Annotated in this window: 20 protein-coding genes and 1 pseudogene; 16 read left to right on the plus strand and 5 right to left on the minus strand. The window is 68.4% G+C overall.

Translation table 11 applies throughout. The annotated features are described in order from the left end of the window. The first annotated feature begins 80 nt into the window (after positions 1-80). The 8 genes and pseudogenes from OG474_RS24850 to OG474_RS24885 all read left to right on the plus strand — a co-directional run bounded on the left by OG474_RS24850 (position 81) and on the right by OG474_RS24885 (position 7,696). On the plus strand, positions 81-1,460 hold the full coding sequence (locus tag OG474_RS24850) for an ABC transporter substrate-binding protein (RefSeq protein WP_405055961.1): 1,380 nt from the start codon (positions 81-83) through the stop codon (positions 1,458-1,460). A 12-nt stretch (positions 1,461-1,472) separates the two neighbouring features. After that, a complete protein-coding gene (locus OG474_RS24855) occupies positions 1,473-2,423 on the plus strand; it encodes a carbohydrate ABC transporter permease (protein ID WP_405055962.1) in 951 nt (316 codons plus the stop codon). After that, the gene (locus OG474_RS24860; protein ID WP_405055963.1) at positions 2,420-3,265 is read left to right on the plus strand and encodes a carbohydrate ABC transporter permease; all 846 of its coding nucleotides are present in this window, start codon (positions 2,420-2,422) and stop codon (positions 3,263-3,265) included. The genes OG474_RS24855 and OG474_RS24860 overlap by 4 nt, the downstream gene beginning before the upstream one ends. Continuing rightward, positions 3,262-4,728, plus strand: a complete 1,467-nt coding sequence (locus tag OG474_RS24865; RefSeq protein ID WP_405055964.1) for a mannitol dehydrogenase family protein — start codon at positions 3,262-3,264, stop codon at positions 4,726-4,728. The genes OG474_RS24860 and OG474_RS24865 overlap by 4 nt, the downstream gene beginning before the upstream one ends. Positions 4,729-4,864: 136 nt before the next feature. Further along, positions 4,865-6,304, plus strand: a complete 1,440-nt coding sequence (locus OG474_RS24870; RefSeq protein ID WP_405055965.1) for an FGGY family carbohydrate kinase — start codon at positions 4,865-4,867, stop codon at positions 6,302-6,304. A gap of 87 nt (positions 6,305-6,391) precedes the next feature. Beyond that, a pseudogene (locus OG474_RS24875) lies at positions 6,392-6,766 on the plus strand (DUF3592 domain-containing protein); the annotation flags it as partial. Positions 6,767-6,839: 73 nt separating this feature from the next. Then, on the plus strand, positions 6,840-7,253 hold the full coding sequence (locus OG474_RS24880; protein ID WP_405064609.1) for a DUF3592 domain-containing protein: 414 nt from the start codon (positions 6,840-6,842) through the stop codon (positions 7,251-7,253). A gap of 20 nt (positions 7,254-7,273) precedes the next feature. Next, positions 7,274-7,696 carry a DUF3592 domain-containing protein gene (locus OG474_RS24885; protein ID WP_405055966.1) on the plus strand — a complete coding sequence of 141 codons (423 nt, stop codon included), beginning with the start codon at positions 7,274-7,276 and terminating at the stop codon, positions 7,694-7,696. Between the two features lie 125 nt (positions 7,697-7,821). Here the strand turns inward: OG474_RS24885 and OG474_RS24890 are convergent, their stop codons facing one another. Both OG474_RS24890 and OG474_RS24895 read right to left on the minus strand, forming a co-directional pair. After that, positions 7,822-9,078: a sensor histidine kinase gene (locus tag OG474_RS24890; protein WP_405055967.1), complete on the minus strand. Its 1,257-nt coding sequence runs from the start codon at positions 9,076-9,078 to the stop codon at positions 7,822-7,824. Beyond that, positions 9,075-9,770 (minus strand): response regulator transcription factor, encoded by a 696-nt coding sequence (locus tag OG474_RS24895; protein WP_405055968.1) that lies wholly within the window; start codon positions 9,768-9,770, stop codon positions 9,075-9,077. The genes OG474_RS24890 and OG474_RS24895 overlap by 4 nt, the downstream gene beginning before the upstream one ends. A 125-nt stretch (positions 9,771-9,895) precedes the next feature. Between OG474_RS24895 and OG474_RS24900 the strand changes: the two genes are divergently transcribed. The 6 genes from OG474_RS24900 (at position 9,896) to OG474_RS24925 (ending at position 15,794) form a co-directional block, all read left to right on the plus strand. Beyond that, positions 9,896-10,303, plus strand: a complete 408-nt coding sequence (locus OG474_RS24900; RefSeq protein WP_405055969.1) for a hypothetical protein — start codon at positions 9,896-9,898, stop codon at positions 10,301-10,303. After that, a complete protein-coding gene (locus tag OG474_RS24905) occupies positions 10,300-11,331 on the plus strand; it encodes an AAA family ATPase (RefSeq protein ID WP_405055970.1) in 1,032 nt (343 codons plus the stop codon). Before OG474_RS24900 ends, OG474_RS24905 begins: the two co-directional genes overlap by 4 nt. Continuing rightward, positions 11,331-12,353 carry a DUF58 domain-containing protein gene (locus tag OG474_RS24910; protein ID WP_405055971.1) on the plus strand — a complete coding sequence of 341 codons (1,023 nt, stop codon included), beginning with the start codon at positions 11,331-11,333 and terminating at the stop codon, positions 12,351-12,353. The genes OG474_RS24905 and OG474_RS24910 overlap by 1 nt, the downstream gene beginning before the upstream one ends. Continuing rightward, the gene (locus tag OG474_RS24915) at positions 12,350-13,288 is read left to right on the plus strand and encodes a VWA domain-containing protein (RefSeq protein ID WP_405055972.1); all 939 of its coding nucleotides are present in this window, start codon (positions 12,350-12,352) and stop codon (positions 13,286-13,288) included. Before OG474_RS24910 ends, OG474_RS24915 begins: the two co-directional genes overlap by 4 nt. 267 nt (positions 13,289-13,555) lie before the next feature. Then, positions 13,556-14,275: a S1C family serine protease gene (locus OG474_RS24920; protein ID WP_405055973.1), complete on the plus strand. Its 720-nt coding sequence runs from the start codon at positions 13,556-13,558 to the stop codon at positions 14,273-14,275. A 1,051-nt stretch (positions 14,276-15,326) separates the two neighbouring features. Further along, positions 15,327-15,794: a YkvA family protein gene (locus OG474_RS24925; RefSeq protein ID WP_405055974.1), complete on the plus strand. Its 468-nt coding sequence runs from the start codon at positions 15,327-15,329 to the stop codon at positions 15,792-15,794. Here OG474_RS24925 and OG474_RS24930 read toward each other — a convergent pair. Together OG474_RS24930 and OG474_RS24935 are read right to left on the minus strand one after the other, a co-directional pair. Further along, positions 15,782-16,045 carry a hypothetical protein gene (locus OG474_RS24930; RefSeq protein WP_405055975.1) on the minus strand — a complete coding sequence of 88 codons (264 nt, stop codon included), beginning with the start codon at positions 16,043-16,045 and terminating at the stop codon, positions 15,782-15,784. The two genes, OG474_RS24925 and OG474_RS24930, sit on opposite strands and share 13 nt — an antisense overlap. Next, positions 16,042-16,779, minus strand: coding sequence for a sulfite exporter TauE/SafE family protein (locus OG474_RS24935; RefSeq protein WP_405064610.1), 738 nt, complete (start codon positions 16,777-16,779; stop codon positions 16,042-16,044). Before OG474_RS24935 ends, OG474_RS24930 begins: the two co-directional genes overlap by 4 nt. 88 nt (positions 16,780-16,867) lie before the next feature. On the opposite strand from OG474_RS24935, the gene OG474_RS24940 reads away from it, so the two are divergent. After that, positions 16,868-17,743, plus strand: coding sequence for a LysR family transcriptional regulator (locus OG474_RS24940; protein ID WP_405055976.1), 876 nt, complete (start codon positions 16,868-16,870; stop codon positions 17,741-17,743). On the opposite strand, the gene OG474_RS24945 is transcribed toward OG474_RS24940, so the two are convergent. Then, positions 17,737-18,435: a TetR/AcrR family transcriptional regulator gene (locus tag OG474_RS24945; RefSeq protein WP_405055977.1), complete on the minus strand. Its 699-nt coding sequence runs from the start codon at positions 18,433-18,435 to the stop codon at positions 17,737-17,739. The two genes, OG474_RS24940 and OG474_RS24945, sit on opposite strands and share 7 nt — an antisense overlap. Positions 18,436-18,504: 69 nt before the next feature. On the opposite strand from OG474_RS24945, the gene OG474_RS24950 reads away from it, so the two are divergent. After that, positions 18,505-19,602 (plus strand): FAD-dependent oxidoreductase, encoded by a 1,098-nt coding sequence (locus OG474_RS24950; RefSeq protein WP_405055978.1) that lies wholly within the window; start codon positions 18,505-18,507, stop codon positions 19,600-19,602. Positions 19,603-19,609 lie beyond the last annotated feature (7 nt).

Below are 19,609 nucleotides of genomic sequence, written 5' to 3' on the forward strand. Positions count from 1 at the left end.
CTTGACAGGTCAACCCCGATTCCGTTTCACTCGTGGCAGTGAGCGGAAGCTTGCTCAAATGAGCGGTGAGGGAGTGGCTCGTGCCGAGACAGGGAAAACGTCAACGAGCAGTCGGTGTCAGGGCGGTCGGTGTCGCACTTCTGGTGAGTGCGGTCACTGGCTGTGCCGGCTGGGGCGGTGGCGCCGGCGGTGGCGGCGCCGACAGCATCAACGTGCTGATGGTGAACAACCCGCAGATGGTCGATCTGCAACAGCTGACAGCCGACAACTTCACCAAGCAGACCGGCATCAAGGTGAACTTCACCGTGCTGCCGGAGAACGACGTCCGGGACAAGATCAGCCAGGAGTTCTCCAGCCAGGCCGGTCAGTACGACGCCGCGACCCTGAGCAACTTCGAGATCCCGATCTACGCCAAGAGCAAGTGGATCGCGCCCTTGTCCGACCACATCGCGAAGGACCCGTCGTTCGACCAGGACGACATCCTGAAGCCGATGACCGAGTCGCTGTCCGGCGAGGACGGCAAGGTGTACGGCGAACCCTTCTACGGTGAGTCGTCGTTCCTGATGTACCGCAAGGACGTGCTGGAGGCGAAGGGCGTCACGATGCCCGCCAAGCCGACCTGGGACGAGGTCGCCGACATCGCGGCCAAGGTGGACAAGGCCCAGCCGAACATGCGCGGGATCTGTCTGCGCGGCCAGCCCGGCTGGGGCCAGATCTTCGCGCCGCTCACCACGGTGGTGAACACCTTCGGCGGCACCTGGTTCACCCAGGACTGGCAGGCGCAGGTCAACTCACCGCAGTTCACCGCGGCGACCAAGTTCTACGTCGATCTGGTTCGCAACCACGGCGAGGCGGGCGCACCGCAGGCCGGCTTCACCGAGTGCCTGAACAACCTGATCCAGGGCAACGTCGCGATGTGGTACGACGCGACCTCGGCGGCCGGATCGCTCGAGGCACCGAACTCGCCCGTGAAGGGGAAGATCGGCTACGCCCCGGCCCCGGTGAAGGAGACCGACAGCTCGGGCTGGCTGTACGCGTGGTCGTGGAGCATCCAGCAGGCCAGCAAGAAGCAGGACAACGCCTGGAAGTTCATCTCGTGGGCCTCCAGCAAGGAGTACGAGCAGCTCGTCGGCGAGAAGCTCGGCTGGTCCCGCGTCCCGGCCGGTAAGCGGGCCTCGACGTACGAAAACCCGGAGTATCTGAAGGAGGCCGAGGCCTTCGCGGCCCCGACCAAGGCGGCCATCGAAACCGCCGATCCGAAGAACCCGGGCACGCAGCCGCGGCCGGCGATCGGGATCCAGTTCATCGACATCCCGGAGTTCCCGGATCTCGGCACCCAGGTCAGCCAGGACGTGAGCTCGGCGATCGCCGGGCGGATGAGTGTGGACGAAGCGCTGAAACGCGGGCAAGTGCTCGCCGACGACGTCGCCGAGCGGTATCGCTCGCGCGCGGCGAAGTGAGGGGAGTGAACCATGTCTGTTGACACAAAGTCCGCGCCGGCGAAACCGAAGCACTCGGGCGCTCAGTCCGGGTCGTTCATGCGCAAGACCGGCGACTGGGCGCGGCGGGCGCCGCTGCTGCCGGCGCTGGTCTTCATGATCGTCGTGACCCAGCTGCCGTTCGTGGTCACGCTGATCACGTCCTTCATGGACTGGAACGCCTACTACCCCGACGAGCGTGGCTTCGCCGGGATCGACAACTTCCGCCGCGTCCTCACCGACGCGAACACCCGGCACGCGATCTGGGTGACGATCCTGCTCACGGCGGGCGTCGTACTGATCAGTCTGCTGCTGGGGCTGGGGATCGCGCTGCTGCTGGATCGCAAGTTCCGCGGCCGGGGCGCGGTCCGGACGATGATGATCACGCCGTTCCTCGTCGTACCGGTGGCGGCCGCGCTGCTGTGGAAGCACGCGCTGTACAACCCGACGTACGGGCTGTTCAACGGGGTGCTGAAGTGGATCTTCGGGGAGAACGCGCCGCAGCCGGACTGGATCAGCAACCAGCCGTTGTGGTCGATCATCTTCGCGCTGGTCTGGCAGTGGACGCCGTTCATGATGCTGATCCTGCTGGCTGGGCTGCAGAGCCGTCCGCTGGACGTGATCGAGGCGGCCGGGATCGACGGTGCGAACCAGTGGGAGATCTTCCGCTACATGACCCTGCCGCATCTTCGCCAGTACCTGGAGCTCTCCGCGCTGCTCGGCTCGATCTACGTCGTACAGAACTTCGACGCGGTCTTCACGATCACGTCGGGCGGTCTCGGTACGTCGAACCTGCCGTACACGATCTATCAGACCTTCTACACCGCTCACGACTACGGACGCGCCTCGGCCGCCGGCGTCATCGTGGTGATCGGCACGATCGCGATCGCGACCTTCGCGCTGCGGTCCGTGTCCACGCTGTTCCGAGAGGAGCCGGGCAAATGAGCGGCGGAGTCACGATGGTCAAAGGGCATCAGCGTCGTGGTGGTGGCTGGGCGCTCAGCGGGCTCGCATGGGTCGTCGGGCTCCTGTTCGTGATGCCGGTGCTGTGGATGCTGCTGACGTCCTTCCACTCCGAGGAGAACGCGGCCAAGAACCCGCCGGACGTCGCGGCGCCGCTGACGATCGACGGGTACAAGGCGTTCTTCGACACCGGCCCCTGGCCGTCGCTGGCGAACTCGCTGACCGCGAGTGTGCTGTCCACGGCCTTCGTGATCCTGCTGGCGTTCCCGGCGGCGTACGCGCTGTCGATCCGGCCGGTGCGCAAGTGGACGGACGTGCTGTTCTTCTTCCTGTCCACGAAGATGCTGCCGGTGGTGGCCGGGCTGCTGCCGATCTACCTGTTCGCGCAGTCGGTCGGGTTCCTCGACAACATCTGGCTGCTGATCATTCTCTACACCTCGATGAACCTGCCGATCGCGGTCTGGATGCTGCGCAGCTTCCTGTCCGAGGTCCCGGTCGAGATCCTCGAAGCCGCGTCCGTGGACGGGGCCTCGCTCAGTAGGACTTTGCGATCCGTGGTCGCACCGGTGGTGACACCGGGGATCGCCTCGGTCGCGCTGATCTGCTTCATCTTCAGCTGGAACGAGCTGCTGTTCGCCCGGGTTCTGACCGGGACGGTGGCGCAGACGGCGCCGGTGTTCTTGACTGGGTTCGTGACCAGCCAAGGATTGTTCCTCGCCAAGGTGTGTGCCGCTTCGATCGTGGTCTCGTTGCCCGTGCTGATCGCCGGCTTCGCGGCCCAGGACAAGCTCGTCCAGGGCCTGTCGCTGGGGGCGGTCAAGTGACCCACCTGAACACTGCCGCGTTGAGTGCCCTCGGCAACGACATCGCCGTACCGGCTTATGACCGGACGGCGGTGACGCCGGGAATCGTGCACTTCGGGGTCGGTGGCTTCCACCGGGCCCACCAGGCGATGTACCTCGACTCGTTGATGAACGAGGGCAAGGCGCTCGACTGGGGCATCGTCGGCGTCGGCGTCCTGCCCCAGGACAAGCGCATGTACGACGTCCTGTCGGCGCAGGATCACCTGTACACGCTGGTGATCAAGCATCCGGACGGGACGCTCGAGCCGCGCGTGATCGGCTCGATCGTGGACTACCTGTTCGCGCCGGACGACGCCAACGTCGTACTGGATCGTCTGGTGGATCCGTCCACGCGGATCGTCTCGCTGACGATCACCGAGGGTGGCTACCACGTGAACCAGGTGACGGGGGAGCTGGACACGTCCGACGCCGGGCTGGCCGCCGATCTCGAACCGGGTGCGACGCCGGGGAGCGCGTTCGGGTTCGTGGTCGAGGCGCTGGCCCGGCGACGGGCGGCCGGGATCCCGCCGTTCACGGTGATGTCCTGCGACAACATCCCGGGCAACGGGCATGTGGCGCGCAAGATGCTCGCCGCCTTCGCCCGGCTGAAGGACCCCGCTCTCGCCGACCACCTGGAGAACGAGGTGCGGTTCCCGAACTGCATGGTGGACCGGATCACTCCGGTCACCACTGACGGTGATCGCTCGGCGTTGTCCGAGGCCTTTGGGATCGAGGACGGCTGGCCGGTGGTGTGTGAGCCGTTCACCCAGTGGGTGCTCGAGGACGAGTTCGGGGGCGAGCGGCCGCCGTACGAGGAGGTCGGCGTTCAGATCGTCGACGACGTCGAGCCGTACGAGCTGATGAAGCTGCGGCTGCTGAACGCCTCGCATCAGGCCCTTTGCTACCTCGGGTATCTGTCCGGCTACCGGTATGCGCACGAGGTGTGCCAGGACAAGCTGTTCATCGACTTCCTGCTCGGTTACATGACCGAGGAGGGTACGCCGACGCTGCCGCCGGTGCCCGGGGTCGACCTGGATCGCTACCGGCATCAGCTGATCGAGCGGTTCGCGAATCCGGAGGTCAAGGACACGCTCGCGCGGCTGTGTGCGGAGAGCTCGGACCGGATCCCGAAGTGGCTGGTGCCGGTGATCCGGGAGCAGCTCGCGGCCGGTCGAGAGATCAAACGCTCCGCGCTCGTCGTCGCGTCCTGGGCCCGGTACGCCGAGGGCACGGATGAGCAGGGTGAGTCGATCGAGGTGGTCGACCGGCTGCGCGACAAGCTGGTCGAGCGCGCGCAACACAACCGGTCCGATCCGCTGGCGTTCATCTCGGACCCGGATCTGTTCGGGGATCTCGCCTCGGACGAGCGGTTCGTGACGACCTACACGGCGGCCTTGAAGTCACTCCACGAGATCGGCGCGCGGGCAACGCTCGAGGCGCTTTAGGGTGGAGCCCGGACCGCCACCACTCACCAACTCCTTCCGAAGGCCCTTTCGTAGGCTCAGCTGAGCGTGCGGCGGCCGGCTCGACAGAGGTTAGTCAGTGGGGGCGGTCCGCCCGTCCAGCGATAAGGGAGTCCGAATGCCTGAGCCGAGACTGGTAGCCGGGGTGGACTGTTCCACCCAGGCGACCAAGGTGGTCGTGTGCGATGCCGAGACCGGGGCCGTCCTGCGGGAGGGCCGGGCGCCGCATCCGGACGGGACTCAGGTCGATCCGCAGGAGTGGTGGAAGGCGTGGGAGATCGCGTCCGACGGACTGCTCGACGGGGTCGAGGCGATCGCCATCGGGGGTCAGCAGCACGGCATGGTGCTGCTGGACGAGGCCGGCGAGGTCGTCCACCCGGCGGTGCTGTGGAACGACACAAGCTCCGCGGATGCGACCGCCGAGCTGATCACGGAGCTCGGTGGTCCGGAGGCGTGGGCCGAGGCAGTCGGGTCGATGCCGGTGCCGTCCTTCACCGTCACCAAGCTGCGCTGGATCCGCGACACCGCCGCGGCTGACCCGGTACGCCGGGATGCGGTCGCGCGGGCGGCGGCCGTCGTACTGCCGCACGACTGGATGACTCACCAGCTGGCCGCTGATCGGAGTGGCATCGACGGGATCACCACGGACCGTGGCGACGCGTCCGGGACCGGTTGGTGGTCGCCTGCCACGAACAGCTATCGGTCCGATCTGGTCGAGCGTGCCTTCGGTCGGTCGCTCAAGCTTCCCCGCGTCGCCGGTCCGGCGGAGATTGTCGGCCGTACGGCGTCCGGCGCGGCGCTAGCCGCTGGGACCGGGGACAACGCGGCGGCCGCGCTCGGTCTCGACCTGCAGGTCGGTGATGTCGCGATCTCGCTCGGAACCAGCGGTACGGCGTTCGCCCGGTCCGCGCACCCGACCGCCGACGCGAGTGGTTTCGTGGCCGGCTTCGCGGACGCGACCGGGGAGTACCTTCCGCTCGTCTGCACTCTGAACGCGGCCCGGGTCATGTCGGCGACCGCGCAGCTGCTCGGGATGACGCTGCCTGAGTTCGACGAGGCCGTGCTGTCGTCACCGGGGAGTCAGGGTCTCGTCCTGCTGCCCTTCCTGGATGGCGAACGCACGCCGGACCTCCCGCACTCGACCGGTCTGGTTTACGGCCTGACTCGGGCGACCGCTCAGCCCGCCACCATGGCGCGCGCCGCGGTCGAGGGCCTGCTCTGCGGCCTGGCCGATGCGGTCGACGCCCTCCGCGCTCAAGGCATCCCCGTCAACCGCCTGCTGCTGCTCGGCGGCGGCGCCAAGTCCCGCGCCGTACAGGCTCTTGCTCCTGCTTTGCTGGGTGCCGAGGTTGTCCTTCCCGAGCCAGCCGAGTACGTCGCCCTCGGTGCTGCCCGCCAAGCCGCCTGGGCACTCACCGGTTCCCTCCCGACCTGGCCGGTCCCACTCGGCAAACCCGAACCGGCCCTCTCGGTCGACGCCGCCCAGATCCGCGCCAACTACGCCCAGGTCCTCAACAGCACCCGCCCCCTGCTCTCCACGCCGTACAACGGGAGCTGATCGGGCGTCGGCTACGTCGTACCCCCATGAAACACAGGAGACCACCCGGGCAGCCGTCGGCCGAGGTCACGGCGGCGGTGGGCGCTCACCTACGAGGGAGTGGCGCTGCTGGTGGCGTCGCTCGTTTTCGTCGGCATCGGGTGGGCGCAGATCTCCGACCTGTACTGGCTGCGGCATCGTGGCGAGGTGGTCACCGGCACGGTCGTGGACAGGTATGGAAGCAAGACGGTGCACCTCGAGATCGAGTATGTGACGAAGGCCGGCCGGACCGTGCGGTCGGAGACGTCGAACTTCGACGAGGACCACCGGGTCGGACAACAGATCCAGGTGATCTACGACCGTGAGGAACCAGAGCGCATGCAGGCGGCCAGTTGGGGTCTCGGGTACGGATTCCCCGCCGTCGCCTTCAGCTTGGTGTTCATCGGGTTCGCCGTTGCCGGCGTCTGGCACTTCAGGGAATGACCCCGGGATCGGTCATCGTAGGGGCGTGACAGAGCAACGCAGACCGCGCATCAACGCCCGAGTCATCGTGACAATGGTGGTGGCGCTTGTCTTTTTGGTGGTGGGGCTCATGCAGCTCTCCGACCTGTACTGGCTGCGGCACCGCGGCGAAGTGGTCACCGCGAGGGTGGTGAGCGTGGAGGTGCACCCCAAGGGCAGAGACACGATCAAGGTCACCTACGTCCCGCGCGGCGGCCAGGCGGTGGCGGCGAAGACCTCGAACTACCACCATGCCGAGGTCGGTAAGACGATCGAGATCCGCTACGACCGCGAGAAACCCGACCGCATGCAGGCCGCCGACTGGACCCTCTCCTACACCTTCACCCTGCTCATGTACGGCGGCGCCGGAGCCTTGGTGGTCCTTTTCGCCCTCTTGGACGTCCGCTTCAACATCACCAGCCGCCTTCGCGGAATCGTCATCCGGCCACTCGGCGGTCGGTCATCGTAGGCGGTCTGAGGCAGCCGGGTGTGCCGCGGAAGTGGCGGTTCCATCCGCGGGTGATCGGGTGGATGGTGGCGGCCGTCGGGTTCGGGGCGGCGGGATTCGTGCAGGTCGCCGACCTGTACTGGTTGCAGCACCGGGGCGAGGTCGTCACCGCGACGGTCGTGGACACGGAACACACGCGCCGCCACACCTGGATCAAGGTCAACTACCTCACCCGCGACGGCCGGCCGGTCACCGACAAGACCTCCAACTTCCACTCCGCCGAGGTCGGCGAGACCATCGACGTCCGTTATGACCGCGAGAACCCGCATCGCATGCAGGCCGCCGACTACAGCCTCGCCTACACCTTCCCGCTCCTCGCGTACGGCGGTTTCGCGGTCGGCCTGATCGTCATCGGCCTTGTGGAAGTCCGCTTCGACCTGATCAACCGCTTCCGCCGTCAGTAGTTTGTCGGCCCCAGGTGTCGTGACGGACGGTCGCGCCTTCGGTCCACCAGTGTTGGGCTGCGCTGCCGGCGAGCGTGCACCATCCGCGCCGACTCCCAGAACCCCTTCGACCGCAGCCGAAAGGGTCAGATCCGCGGGCCGAGCGGATCCTCGCCGGGCGGCGCGGGAGTACGGCGGACGTCGTCGGTCAGTGAGCGGTCCGGGAGCCAGATGATGAACGTGCTGCCGACTCCCAGCTCGGAGTGCAGGGCGACCGTTCCGCCGTGGGATTCGGCGATCTGCCGGACGATCGCGAGACCGAGGCCCGCGCGGCGTTGGCCGGTCGACGGGACGGTTGCGGGTGGCTGCCGGGTGCCGCCGGCGCGGAAGAAGCGGTCGAAGACGCGGTCCGCGTCGTCCTCGGCAATGCCGGGTCCCTCGTCGCGGACGGCGATCCACGCCCAGCCGTTCTGACTGCCGATGGCGAGAGTCAGCTCACTGCCGCCGCGCGCGAGGCGGACGGCGTTCGAGAGCAGGTTGTCGACCGCCCGCCGCAGCGCCGACGCGTCCCCGGCGATGACCGGGCCGGGCGACAGCCGCCGTACGACGTGGAGCTCGCGATCGGCGGTGAGCAGCTCGTACTCCTCGGCCGCCTCGCTGGTGATCGTGGCCAGGTCGACGTCTGCGTCCACGAACGCCGGGGACGACCGGCGGGCGGACGCGAGCAGGTCCTCGACGAGCCGGGTCATCCGCTGGATCGCGCGACTCACCATCGCGGTCGCCTGCGCGCGCTCCTCGGACGGGGTGTCGTCATGCGCCAGTACGGCGTCGACGTTCGCCTGGATGACCGCCAGCGGATTGCGGAGTTCGTGGGAAGCGTCGTCGACGAGCTGCCGCTGCGCCACGAACGCGGACTCGAGCCGTTCGAGCATGTCGTCCACGGTGTCGCCCAGGTTCCGCAGCTCGTCCTGCGGGCCTTCGAGCGCGATCCGCCGGGAGAGGTCGGTCGAGGAGATCTCGCGTGCGGTCTCGGTGATCCGCCGTACCGGCCGGAGGGCCCGCCCGGACAACCACCAGCCGGTCCCGAGGCTCACGAGGAACAACGCGCCCATCCCGGCCGCCGAGTAGGTCCGCAGGGACTCCAACGTCTGGTAGTCGACCGCGGACTGCACGCTGGAGAGCTCCGCGGCCTCGATGTAGTAGCCGTCCTTGATCCTCAGCTTGCCCTCGCGGTCGTGGTAGGTCTTGTTGACCGTGATCGGGTTCAGCGGCTTCGGATCCAGGTAGGCGCGGAGCGCGAAGTAGACCCCGCCGAGCATCAGCGCGGACAAGGCGATCAGCACCGCGGAGTACGTCAGCGTCAGCCGGAAGCGGATCGTCTGGGCCCACAGGGGAATCTTCATGTCTCTTCACCTCGGAGCCGGTAACCCCGGCCGATCACCGTCTCCAGCACTGCTTCTTCCCCGTCCTGGGTGAGCTTGCGACGCAACGTCCCGACCGTCACCCGGACGCTCTGGGTGAACGGATCCGCATTCTCGTCCCAGACATGTTCCAGCAGTTCCTCGGCCGACACCACGTGACCGGGCCTCGACATCAGATACCGCAGTACGCCGAACTCCTTCAGGGTCAGCGCGAGCTCGCGACCGTTCCGCGTGGCGAGGTGGCGGGCGGAGTCGAGTACGAGATCGCCGACGTGGAGTTGGGTGCTGCCGTTGGTCACGTCGCGGCGCAGGAGTGCACGGATGCGGGCCAGCAGCTCGACCAGGGCGAACGGCTTGGTCAGGTAGTCGTCGGCACCCTCGTCCAGACCGCGGACCCGATCGGCCAGCGAGGCGCGCGCGGTCAGCATCAGCACCCGCAGCTCACGCCCTGAGGCGACCTCGATCTCACCGCGACGGACCGCGCGGCACAGGTCGAGCCCGCTCGTGTCCGGCAGCGTGATGTCCAGGATCGCCAGGTCGTACGCCGTCGTCGCCAGCTTCTCCACCGCCTCGGCCCCGGTCAGCGCCGAGTCCACGGCATAGCCGGCCCGGCCGAGTCCCGAGCGCAGAGCGCTGACCAGGCCTTCCTCGTCCTCCACCACCAGTAGTCGCACCAGACCAAGGTAGCGGGGTCGGCCGAGTCCGCCGCTCAGCGCTTTCGGTGGACTTTCGTTCTTCTTTCCGGTCGTTTTCGGGGCTTCTTGATGAGGTGGGGACCAATCCAACCGAAGGAGCTTCGATGAACATGCCAGGCAAGCGTCTCGTCCTCGGTGCGGCGGTCGCGGTGGCGGCCCTCGGGGTCGGTGGGATCGCGTACGCGGCGGGCGGCGACGACCCGGCGCCCGGCGAGGGGTACGTGACCTTCGACGACGGCGTGACCTTCAACCAGGGAACCGCGGCCACTCCGAGCCCGAGCGCGCCGAGTGCCGGCGCGCCGAGTGCCGGCACGCCGGAGCAGAGCACGCCGCCGAGCACGACTCCGAAGCAGGGTGACGGTAGGCATCGCGGCGACTGCCCGGACAAGGACGGCAGCCAGTCCCGGCCTTCGCAGCCGCAGCAGACCCAGCCCGCACAGCCGTCGCAGCCCGCGCAGCCTGAGCAGAGCCAGCCGTCGCAGCCTGAGCAGAACCCGGCCGGCAACGCATGAGTGAGACCCACGTCGCGCGACCTGGCGTGACGGCCGCCGCCCTCGAGCACGCGTTGTTCGAGGTGAAGCGGGTCGTCGTCGGTCAGGACCACCTGGTCGAGCGGATGCTGGTGGGGTTGCTTGCCCGCGGCCACTGTCTGCTCGAAGGAGTGCCCGGGGTCGCCAAGACCCTCGCGGTCCGCACCCTGGCCGAGGTGATCGGCGGCCGGTTCTCCCGGCTGCAGTTCACCCCCGACCTGGTCCCGGGCGACATCATGGGCACCCGGATCTGGCGGCCGTCCACCGAAGGGTTCGACACCGAACTCGGCCCGATCTTCGCCAACCTGGTTCTCGCCGACGAGATCAACCGGGCCCCGGCCAAGGTGCAGTCGGCGTTGCTGGAGGCAATGGCCGAGCAACAGGTCAGCATCGGTGGCACCAGCTACCGGCTGCCGGATCCGTTCCTGGTGCTCGCCACCCAGAACCCGATCGAGTCCGACGGCGTTTACGCGCTTCCGGAGGCCCAGCGGGACCGATTCCTGCTGAAGATCACCGTCGACTACCCGAGCCCGCTCGAGGAGCTGACGATTCTCCAGCGGATGAGCGCGCACCGTCCGCACGCGAACGGCGTACTGACTCCGGAGCAGGTCCATCAGTTGCAGCTGGCAACGGAAGAGGTGTTCGTCCACAACGCAGTGGCCGAGTACGTCGTTCGCCTGGTGCATGCGACTCGGGCTCCGCAGCAGTACGGGCTGGCGGATCTGGCCGGCGTACTGGAGTTCGGGGCGAGCCCGCGGGCCACGCTCGGTCTGGTGGCGGCGGGTCGGGCGCTGGCGTTGCTGCGCGGTCGCGACTACGTGCTGCCGGCCGACGTGTACGACGTCGCGCTCGACGTGATGTCGCATCGGCTGGTGCTGACGTTCGACGCGCTGGCGGATGGAGTTGACCCGCGCTCGATCATCGCGCGGATTCTGCACACCATCGAGCAGCCGCACGTCGTACCGTCCGACAACGACACCGCCGCCGTCCCCCAGCACTCGGCCGCCTGATGAGTGGCCCTGATCTGCTGGCCGGTCGTGAGCGTGCATTGCGGGCGCTCGAGCTGACGGTGAAGCGGAAGCTGGAAGGGTTTCTGCACGGTGAGATCATCGGGCTGCGCAGCGGGCCGGGCAGTGAGCCGAACGAGGCGCGGCCGTACCAAGCCGGGCAGGACGACGTCCGCCGGATGGACTGGAACGTGACCGCCCGTTCGCTCGACCCGCACGTCCGGGCGCCGCTGTCCGAGCGCGAGCTGGAAACCTGGGCGCTGCTGGACGCATCCGCCAGCATGGACTTCGGTACGGCGCTCAGCGAGAAGCGTGACCTGGCGATCGCGATCATCGGGGCGCTTGGTCTGCTGGCCAGCGGTCCCGGCAACCGGCTCGGCATCCGGGTCGCGATCGGCGACGAGGTGCGCCGGCTGCCGGCGGCGGGTGGCGGGGTCCAGCTCCGGCGGTCGCTGCGCACGCTCCTGTCGTTGCCCAGGGCAACACCTGGCGAGTATCCGCAGACCGACCTCGCCCGCGCGATCGCACGGATGAACCGTGAACATCCACGACCCGGCCTGCGCGTGGTCGTCTCCGACTTCCACGACGACCCGTTCGCGGCGCAGATCGTCGCGGGCGGATCCATCGGCCGAGCTGCCGCCGGGCGCCACGCTGTTCCCGGGGAGGGAGCGCTCGGCTGGGCCGATGCGTTGCGCCGGCTCTCCGCACGGCACGAGGTGCTCGCGATCGAGGTGCTCGACCCGCGCGAACTCGAGTTGCCGGAGGTCGGCCTGCTGACGCTGGTCGATCCCGAGACCGGACGACGCCGCGAAGTACAGACCAGCAACAAGAAACTACGCCGCCGGTACGCCGAAGCGATGGCCGCGCACCGGGAGCGGACCACCAGCGCGATTCGTGGTGCCGGTGCCGCGCATCTGGTGTTGCGGACCGACAACGACTGGGTCCGCGACGTCGCCGCCTTCGCCACCGCTCGCCGCCGGGCCAGTGTCCGCCGGCACCCGACTTCGAGGACCGGTATCCGATGAGATTCGAGCAACCTCTGTGGCTCTGGCTGCTGGTGCTGGTCGTGGCACTGGTCGCGGCCTACCTGATCGCCCAGCGCCGACGCAGCAAGTACGCCGTCCGGTTCGCGACCCTGCCGATGCTGGAGAAGGTCGCTCCCAATCGGCCCGGCTGGCGCCGGCACGCGCCGGCCGCGGCCTTCCTCGCCGCACTGACCGTGCTGACGATCGCGATCGCCCGCCCGGTGGCCGACATCCGCGTACCGCGGGAGCGAGCCACGGTGGTGGTCGCGATGGACGTGTCGAACTCGATGGCCGCGACCGACGTCGCGCCGAACCGGTTCGAGGTCGCGAAACAGGCCGCGGTCGAGTTCGTCCAGAATCTGCCGGAGCAGTTCAACGTCGGGCTGGTCGCGTTCGCCCGGACAGCCACGGTGGCGGCGGCTCCAAGCACCAATCACCAGGCCGCGGTCGACGCGATCAACGGTTTGCAGTTGCAGGACAGCACCGCGATCGGGGACGCCGTACTGACCAGCTTGCAAGCGGTCCGGACGATCGACCCGGATGATCCGCCGCCGAGCCGGATCGTACTGCTCTCCGACGGTGGAAACACCTCGGGCAGCCCGGTCGACGAGGCCGCGCAGGCCGCCGTACAGGCTGGTGTTCCGGTGTCGACGATCGCCTACGGCACGCCGGAGGGCACGGTCAATCTGGATGGTCGGGAGATCCCGGTTCCGGCCGACTCGCGGGCGCTGGAGACGCTGGCCGAGTCGACCAACGGCTCGTTCTACGCAGCCGAAAACGACCAGCAGTTGCGCGACGTCTACTCCGACCTGCAGTCCTCCATCGGCTGGACCACCGAGCCCCGCGAGATCACCAACCTCGTCGCCGGCATCGCCCTGGCCGCCGCGCTCCTGGCCGCACTGGCCTCTCTCCTCTGGTTCTCCCGTCTCCCGTAGTAGGAGCCCAACATGCCTCCACACCTAGGAAACCCGTTCCGTGGCCCGGACTACGTCCCCGGCCCGCCTCCTCCTGCCACTGAGTCGACGGGTGGTGTCCAGCCCGGCGTGGTTCCGCCCGCCTTCTTGCCTCCGCCCGCCCTCCCATTCACCGTCACCCCGGCCTCCGCTCCGCCATTGGCTCCCCCCTCTCCACTGGCGACGGCACCTCAGGCCGGGGTGGCGGCTCCACCCCGCAGGCGCGGAGTTGGCGTCGTACTGGGGACTTTGGCGCTCTCGCTGGTTGCCGGTGGTGTGGCAGGTGCGGTCACCGGCGGCTGGGACGGTACGCCGGGCTCCGGGCCGGTGGAGTTGCCGCAGGCCGCGGCTCCTGCGGGTGGTGCGGCGCAAGGGTCGATCTCGGCAGCCGCGGCGAGCGTGCTGCCGGGGGTGGTGTCGGTGCGGGCGGGCCGGGCGACCGGCTCCGGGTTCGCGATCGACGCGCAAGGGCACGTAGTCACCAACGCCCACGTCGTGGAAGGAGCGAGCGATGTATCCCTGGTCCTGTCGAACGGCCGCCAGGTCGACGCCGACGTCCTCGGAGTCGACGCCAACAACGACCTCGCCGTCCTCCAGGTCGCGACCGCCGACGCCGAGGGCCTGCGCGCGCTCACGCTCGGCCGGTCCGCACAGCTCCATGTCGGCGACCCGGTGCTGGCCGTCGGTTCACCACTAGGCCTCGAAGGAACCGTCACCGCCGGCATCGTCAGCGCCGTAGACCGCCAAGCCCGTTTCGGCGACAACAACACCCGCCAGACCGCCATCCAGACAGACGCCGCCATCAACCCCGGCAACTCCGGCGGCCCCCTCGTCAACGCCGCCGGCCAAGTAGTAGGCGTCAACACCGCCATCGCCACCCTGGGCAGCTCCCGCTCCGGCAGCATCGGCATCGGCTTCGCCATCCCCGTGGACCGCATGACCACCATCGTCAAATCCCTGATCGACTAACCCACTAAAACACTGTCTCACTTCCAAGCACGCCGTTTCACCAACCCCATCTCATGGGTTCCCCCACGAGCTTGTGGGGTAACCCAGGAGACGCTGCCCGACGGTTCCCCGTTTGATGGGCTGACCCACGGCATTGTGGGTGGGCCAACCGCCCAACCGAAGCCCGTCAGCCGCAGGCAACGGAGAGCTGATCGCCGGACTGCGACCGAAGCCCTTCACCCCAGGCAACGGAGAGCTGATCGCCGGCGTCCCTTCTCGGACCGCAACCGAAGCCCGTCAACCGTAGACAACGGAACGCGGGAAGTGGCCTCGCCATCCAGCTCAGCCACCGCGGCGGCCCGCCATGCTGTCTTTCAGATCGGTCGGTCGCGGCGAGCAACCACAAACCGACGTGCCCGGCCGAGTCCCTTTCGGTCTGTACCCCGCCTGACCGCCAAGGCCAGCCGACAACACAGCGCGGCGAGCAGAGCGGATGGCTGAGGGGGATGGCGAGGCCGGCGACCGCGATCCCGTCGTCCAGGGCCGACGGGCTGTGGCTGAGGTGCGGGATCTGCGCTATCCGGTGGATTTGGGGTACTCGGCGACGAAAATCCACCGGATAACGCACGAACCAGCAGAGCAGCCCGATCGGCCGCCGCGGGTGCAACCGAAGCTCGTCAGCCGTAGGCAACGGGAACCTTGGTCACCGGCCTCGCCGTCCACCCCAGGCACCGATGCAGCCGGCCGTGCTGTCCAGGGCGGCCGGGAGCGGCGAGTAGCCATGAGCCCGCGTCACCGGGCGAGGGGGTTTCGGTCTGTGCCTCGCCTCGACCACCATGGACGGTCGGCAAAGGAGCGGCAGGCCAGGGCGGTGACTGAGCTGGTTGGCAGCGGACCTGCGGCACTGACCAACTCACTCCGGTGAGGATTTTCGGGCGGCGGTTGAGCGTGGAGAGGCGGGCGGGGCGGAGGTTGGTCAGTGGGGGCGGTTCACCAGACCGCACAAAGTGGCGGGTCGGTGGGGGTTCGCGTAACGGCCTCGGGTCGGCTGGGGGAGCTCTACAGTGGGTGGATGGTGTATTTCGGTGGCCTGCTGGCTTTGATCGGCGTTGGTTCCCTGGTGTTTCGGGACGGGGACGTCATCGGGTTGCCCGCGTCGGTGGTGGGGATCGCGCTGATCGTGATCGGGGCCGGGGTTTCGGCGTTCGGGGTTGTACGGCGGCGGAAGGTTCGGGCGCGGAAGATCGCGCAGGGCGAGCCGGTGCCGGTGGGGGATGTGATCGAGCGGGCGCGGGCGTTGCCGCGGTTGATCCGGGCGGCGCGGTCGGGTGCGTACGGCGAGTTGCCGAAGCGGCGGATGACGTTGTGGGTGCTCGCGGTGATCTACCTGGTGTCGCCGTTCGACATCCTGCCGGACCTGTTGCCGATCATCGGCGTCACGGATGACGCCGGCGTGCTCGTCTGGTTGCTGACCAGCGTTTCAACCGCCGCCGGCCTCTACATCAACCACGAACGCAAGCAGGTCGGTCAGCGAGACTGACCCAGCCAGTCCGCCAGATCCCCGGCTGCCTCATCCGGGTGCTGGTAGGCGAACAGCTGCAACGGATCCGTCGGTACGTCGGTTGTCGGACAAGCCAGCCTGATAGCGGCGGTCACGAGTTCGTGGGCCGCGGACAGCACCAACTCGGCCTGGGCCAAGGCGGCAGCCGGGTCGTCCAGCTCGGCCGCCGAGCGCGCGAGCTCGGAGACTTCGCACGCCTGGTAGGCCATCGCCAGCTGCGCCTTGTTCATCCGAAAGCTCGCACAAAGAAGAGAACTGTCATGGCGACAGCAGTGGAAAGAACCAGCGTGCGCAGGACGGGGTGCGGAAGACGCCGAACCGCATGCGCGCCCACATAGCCGCCGATGATCGCACCACACAGCATGGCGATCAGACGCTGCGGTTGGACCAGCACGTCGGCAGCGAAGATGAAGATCACCGCGGCGGTCAGGAACACTGCGCCGACCTGAATCACGCGCAACGGCGTACCGCGCGCGGTATCGAGTGACGTGGTGGCGGTCCAGAAAGCCAGCATCATCACGCCGACCGCACCACCGAAATAGCCACCGTAGATCGACAGCAGAAACTGCCCGGCCAGGATCACCGCCGGCCCCGGGGCGCCGAGGTTGATCGCGCGGTTCAGCCGCTTGCCGAACGCGAGGATCAACGTGGCGAAGGCCAGCAGCCACGGCAGCGCCAGATCGAAAGATGCCGACGGCAACCAAAGCAGCAGCCCCGCGCCGAGTGCCCCGCCCAGCACGCTGGCCAACGTCAGCCGCAGCGTCGACACGTGCTCGAACACGGCCACCTGCCGCCGATACACCCAGGCGCTCGTCGCGTTGCCCGGGAGCAGCGCGACCGTCGAGGTCGCGTTGGCCATCACCGGCGGCATGCCTCCCGCCACCAAGGCGGACAGCGCGACGAAACTCCCGCCACCGCCCACGGCGTTCAGGGCGCCGGCGGCGACACCGGCCAGCAGGATCATCAGCACTCTTCGAGGATCAGGCCTGGACCGGCACTCCACAATGCGCGATCCCCGTAGCCAGCCTAAGGCTGAGGCGTAGGCTGATCTTATGCGGTACGACCTGGACGACCTCCGCCTCTTCACGCACGTCGCTGTGGAAGGCTCGATCACCGGCGGCGCTCGCGCGATGCACCTCAGCCTGCCTTCGGCCAGTGCGCGGGTCAGAGCGCTCGAAGCGCAGGCCGGCGTACCGCTTCTGATCCGCGAGCGCCGAGGCGTCCGGCTGACTCCCGCCGGTGCCACGCTGGCCCGGCACGCGCGCGAGGTGCTCGCCGAGACCACCCGCCTGGACAGCGCCGTCGCGTCGTACGCCGTCTCCGGGACCGAGCCCGTTCGCCTGGTGGCCGGCGGATCGGCGATGCACCAGCTCGTGCCGGCCGCGCTCGCCACCTTCCTGCGCGACCATCCGGAGTACGACGTCAACGTGAAGGAACGCCGTACCGTCCGGAGCGTCAAGATCCTCGCCGCCGGGGAGGCCGATCTCGGCGTGATCCTCGACGACGAACCGACCCCGCTCCGGACCGAACCACTTGCCGATGACTCGCTCGTGGTGATCGGCCAGGCTGGCGGGGTCCTCTCCGGGCGCGCCTCGATCGCGTACGCCGAGGTCGCCGAGCACCCGCTGGTTGCGTTGGACCGGGTCTCGCCGCTGACGCTGTGGATGGAAGAGCGCCTCGGCCCGCACGCCCCCGTACCGCGTTATCGGACGCTCGTGCCGACCCTCCATACCGTGATCATCCTGGCCACCGCCGGCGCCGGGCTGGCGATCGTCCCGCGCCGGGCCGTCGACGCAATCACCTCAATCGACATCTGCCCGCTCGAGGACGCCTGGTCGATCCGCGCCCACCTGCTCTGCTACGCATCCAATGCCTCCCAGGGAACGCAACTACTCGCCGAACACCTACGCCTGGCAGCAGGTCACTGACCAAGGCGGTGCGCGACTCCGTCCACGAGGAGTTGGAGGCCCAGGTCGAACGACTCGGACGGAGTCAGGTGGCTGGCCTCGCGGACGCTCCGCTCCAGGCTGGGGTAGTGGCCGGTGGCGAACATGCGGACCAGATAGGGGCCGGTCAGCTGCTGGAACTCCCGTTGGTTCAGACCGCTGGCCTGCTCGGCCCGGTGCTCGGTGGTCTCCTTGCGGACGGCGCCGATCACGTAGGAGCTGAGCGATCCGAGCGAGCCCATCAGGAGGTCGACATCCTCGAGCCCGGTGGTCCGCAAAGCCGTCAATGAGGCTTCGGTGTGCGCGAGCGCCGCCGGACCGAACTGGGGACGGCCTCCCAGTAGCTCGGCGAACCACGGGTGCCGCAGTGCCGCCCCTCGCGTTCCATGCGCGATCGACCGCAGGACATCGGCCCACGTGGACCCGGTCGCCGGCGGAATCTCGCCATACACGGCGTCTACCAGGAGATCGAGCAGCTCGTCCTTGGTGTCGACGTAGCGGTAGAGCCGCATCGGACCGACGTCGAGCGCGCCGGCGACGTTCCGCAGGGACACCGCCTCCAGGCCGTCGGCATCGGCCAGCGTCAGCGCGGTCCGCACGATCGCCACCCGGCTCAATCTGCCCGGCACGCGCCGCTCGGGCGGCTCGGCTCGTTCCCAGATCAGATCGGTCACGAGTTGCAGATTACACCGTACCGACTGATACGGTGTATAAATTGATACATCGTATCGAAGGAGGTTCTGATGATCGCGATCATCGGCGGCGGCCCGGGTGGTCTCACGCTGGCCCGGGTCCTGCACGTCCACGGATTCGAGGCCGTTGTGTATGAGCGGGACGTCTCGCGGGAGGCCCGGGTGCAGGGCAGCTCGCTCGATCTCCACGAGGACACCGGGCAGGCGGCGCTGCGCGAGGCCGGGCTCGAGCAGCAGTTCCTCCGGTTCGCCCGCCGCGAGGGCCAGGATCAGCGGGTCCTCGATCACACCGGCACGCTGCTGTTCCAGGAGGACACCGCGGACGACGCCCCGATGGCCAGGCCGGAGATCGATCGCGGCGACCTGCGCGATCTGCTGCTCGATTCGCTGCCGGCCGGAACGGTCCGCTGGGGGCAGGTCTTCAGTCACGCGAAACCACACGACAACGGGTGGACTGTCACGTTCGCCGACGGCACGACCGTCGAGTGCGAGCTGCTTGTCGGTGCCGACGGAGCCAATTCCCGGGTCCGCTCGCTGCTGTCCGACGTCCGGCCGGAGTATGCCGGGAACACCTTGGTCCAGAGTTCCATCGCCGACGCCGACCGCACGCATCCGGAGCTCGCCGCCATGGTGGGGCGAGGTAACTACTGGGTGTTCGGTCCGGAGCGGCTGTTGGCTGCCCAGCGTAAAGGCGACGGTTCGATCGATGTCGGGATCTCCCTGCCGGACATACTCGACGAAGACCCCGACACGGCGACGGTCGCCGGACTGATCGACGGTTGGGCGCCGCAGTTCCAACGGCTGCTGGCGGCCTGCGATGCACCGTTCGCGGTGCGGCCACTCAGTGTCCTGCCGATCGATTTCGCCTGGTCGCACCGACCGGGTGTCACCCTGCTCGGTGATGCGGCCCACCTGCTGCCGCCGGTCGGCGAGGGGGCCAATCTGGCCATGCTGGATGCGGCCGACCTGGCCAAGGCGATTTCCTCGCGTCCAGATGATGTGGAGTCCGCGCTCGCGGAGTATGAGCCGGTCATGCTGGCCCGTGCCGCGCGGACCGCGAAGATGTCGGCCAAGGCCGCGGAGCTGCTGAGTGGGCCGGATGCCGCGCAGAAGGTCGTGCGGTTCTTCCAAGGCGAATCGGTCGGCTAGCGTGAAG

It is taken from the genome of Kribbella sp. NBC_01505 (genome assembly GCF_045040285.1).
Lineage (GTDB): Bacteria > Actinomycetota > Actinomycetes > Propionibacteriales > Kribbellaceae > Kribbella.

Coding starts and splice junctions, on each gene's coding strand:
- OG474_RS24855 (WP_405055962.1), top strand. CDS start 1,473: ATGTCTGTTGACACAAAGTCCGCGCCGGCGAAACCGAAGCACTCGGGC.
- OG474_RS24860 (WP_405055963.1), top strand. CDS start 2,420: ATGAGCGGCGGAGTCACGATGGTCAAAGGGCATCAGCGTCGTGGTGGT.
- OG474_RS24870 (WP_405055965.1), top strand. CDS start 4,865: ATGCCTGAGCCGAGACTGGTAGCCGGGGTGGACTGTTCCACCCAGGCG.
- OG474_RS24880 (WP_405064609.1), top strand. CDS start 6,840: ATGGTGGTGGCGCTTGTCTTTTTGGTGGTGGGGCTCATGCAGCTCTCC.
- OG474_RS24890 (WP_405055967.1), bottom strand. CDS start 9,078: ATGAAGATTCCCCTGTGGGCCCAGACGATCCGCTTCCGGCTGACGCTG.
- OG474_RS24900 (WP_405055969.1), top strand. CDS start 9,896: ATGAACATGCCAGGCAAGCGTCTCGTCCTCGGTGCGGCGGTCGCGGTG.
- OG474_RS24905 (WP_405055970.1), top strand. CDS start 10,300: ATGAGTGAGACCCACGTCGCGCGACCTGGCGTGACGGCCGCCGCCCTC.
- OG474_RS24910 (WP_405055971.1), top strand. CDS start 11,331: ATGAGTGGCCCTGATCTGCTGGCCGGTCGTGAGCGTGCATTGCGGGCG.
- OG474_RS24915 (WP_405055972.1), top strand. CDS start 12,350: ATGAGATTCGAGCAACCTCTGTGGCTCTGGCTGCTGGTGCTGGTCGTG.
- OG474_RS24925 (WP_405055974.1), top strand. CDS start 15,327: ATGGTGTATTTCGGTGGCCTGCTGGCTTTGATCGGCGTTGGTTCCCTG.
- OG474_RS24930 (WP_405055975.1), bottom strand. CDS start 16,045: ATGAACAAGGCGCAGCTGGCGATGGCCTACCAGGCGTGCGAAGTCTCC.
- OG474_RS24935 (WP_405064610.1), bottom strand. CDS start 16,779: ATGATCCTGCTGGCCGGTGTCGCCGCCGGCGCCCTGAACGCCGTGGGC.
- OG474_RS24940 (WP_405055976.1), top strand. CDS start 16,868: ATGCGGTACGACCTGGACGACCTCCGCCTCTTCACGCACGTCGCTGTG.
- OG474_RS24950 (WP_405055978.1), top strand. CDS start 18,505: ATGATCGCGATCATCGGCGGCGGCCCGGGTGGTCTCACGCTGGCCCGG.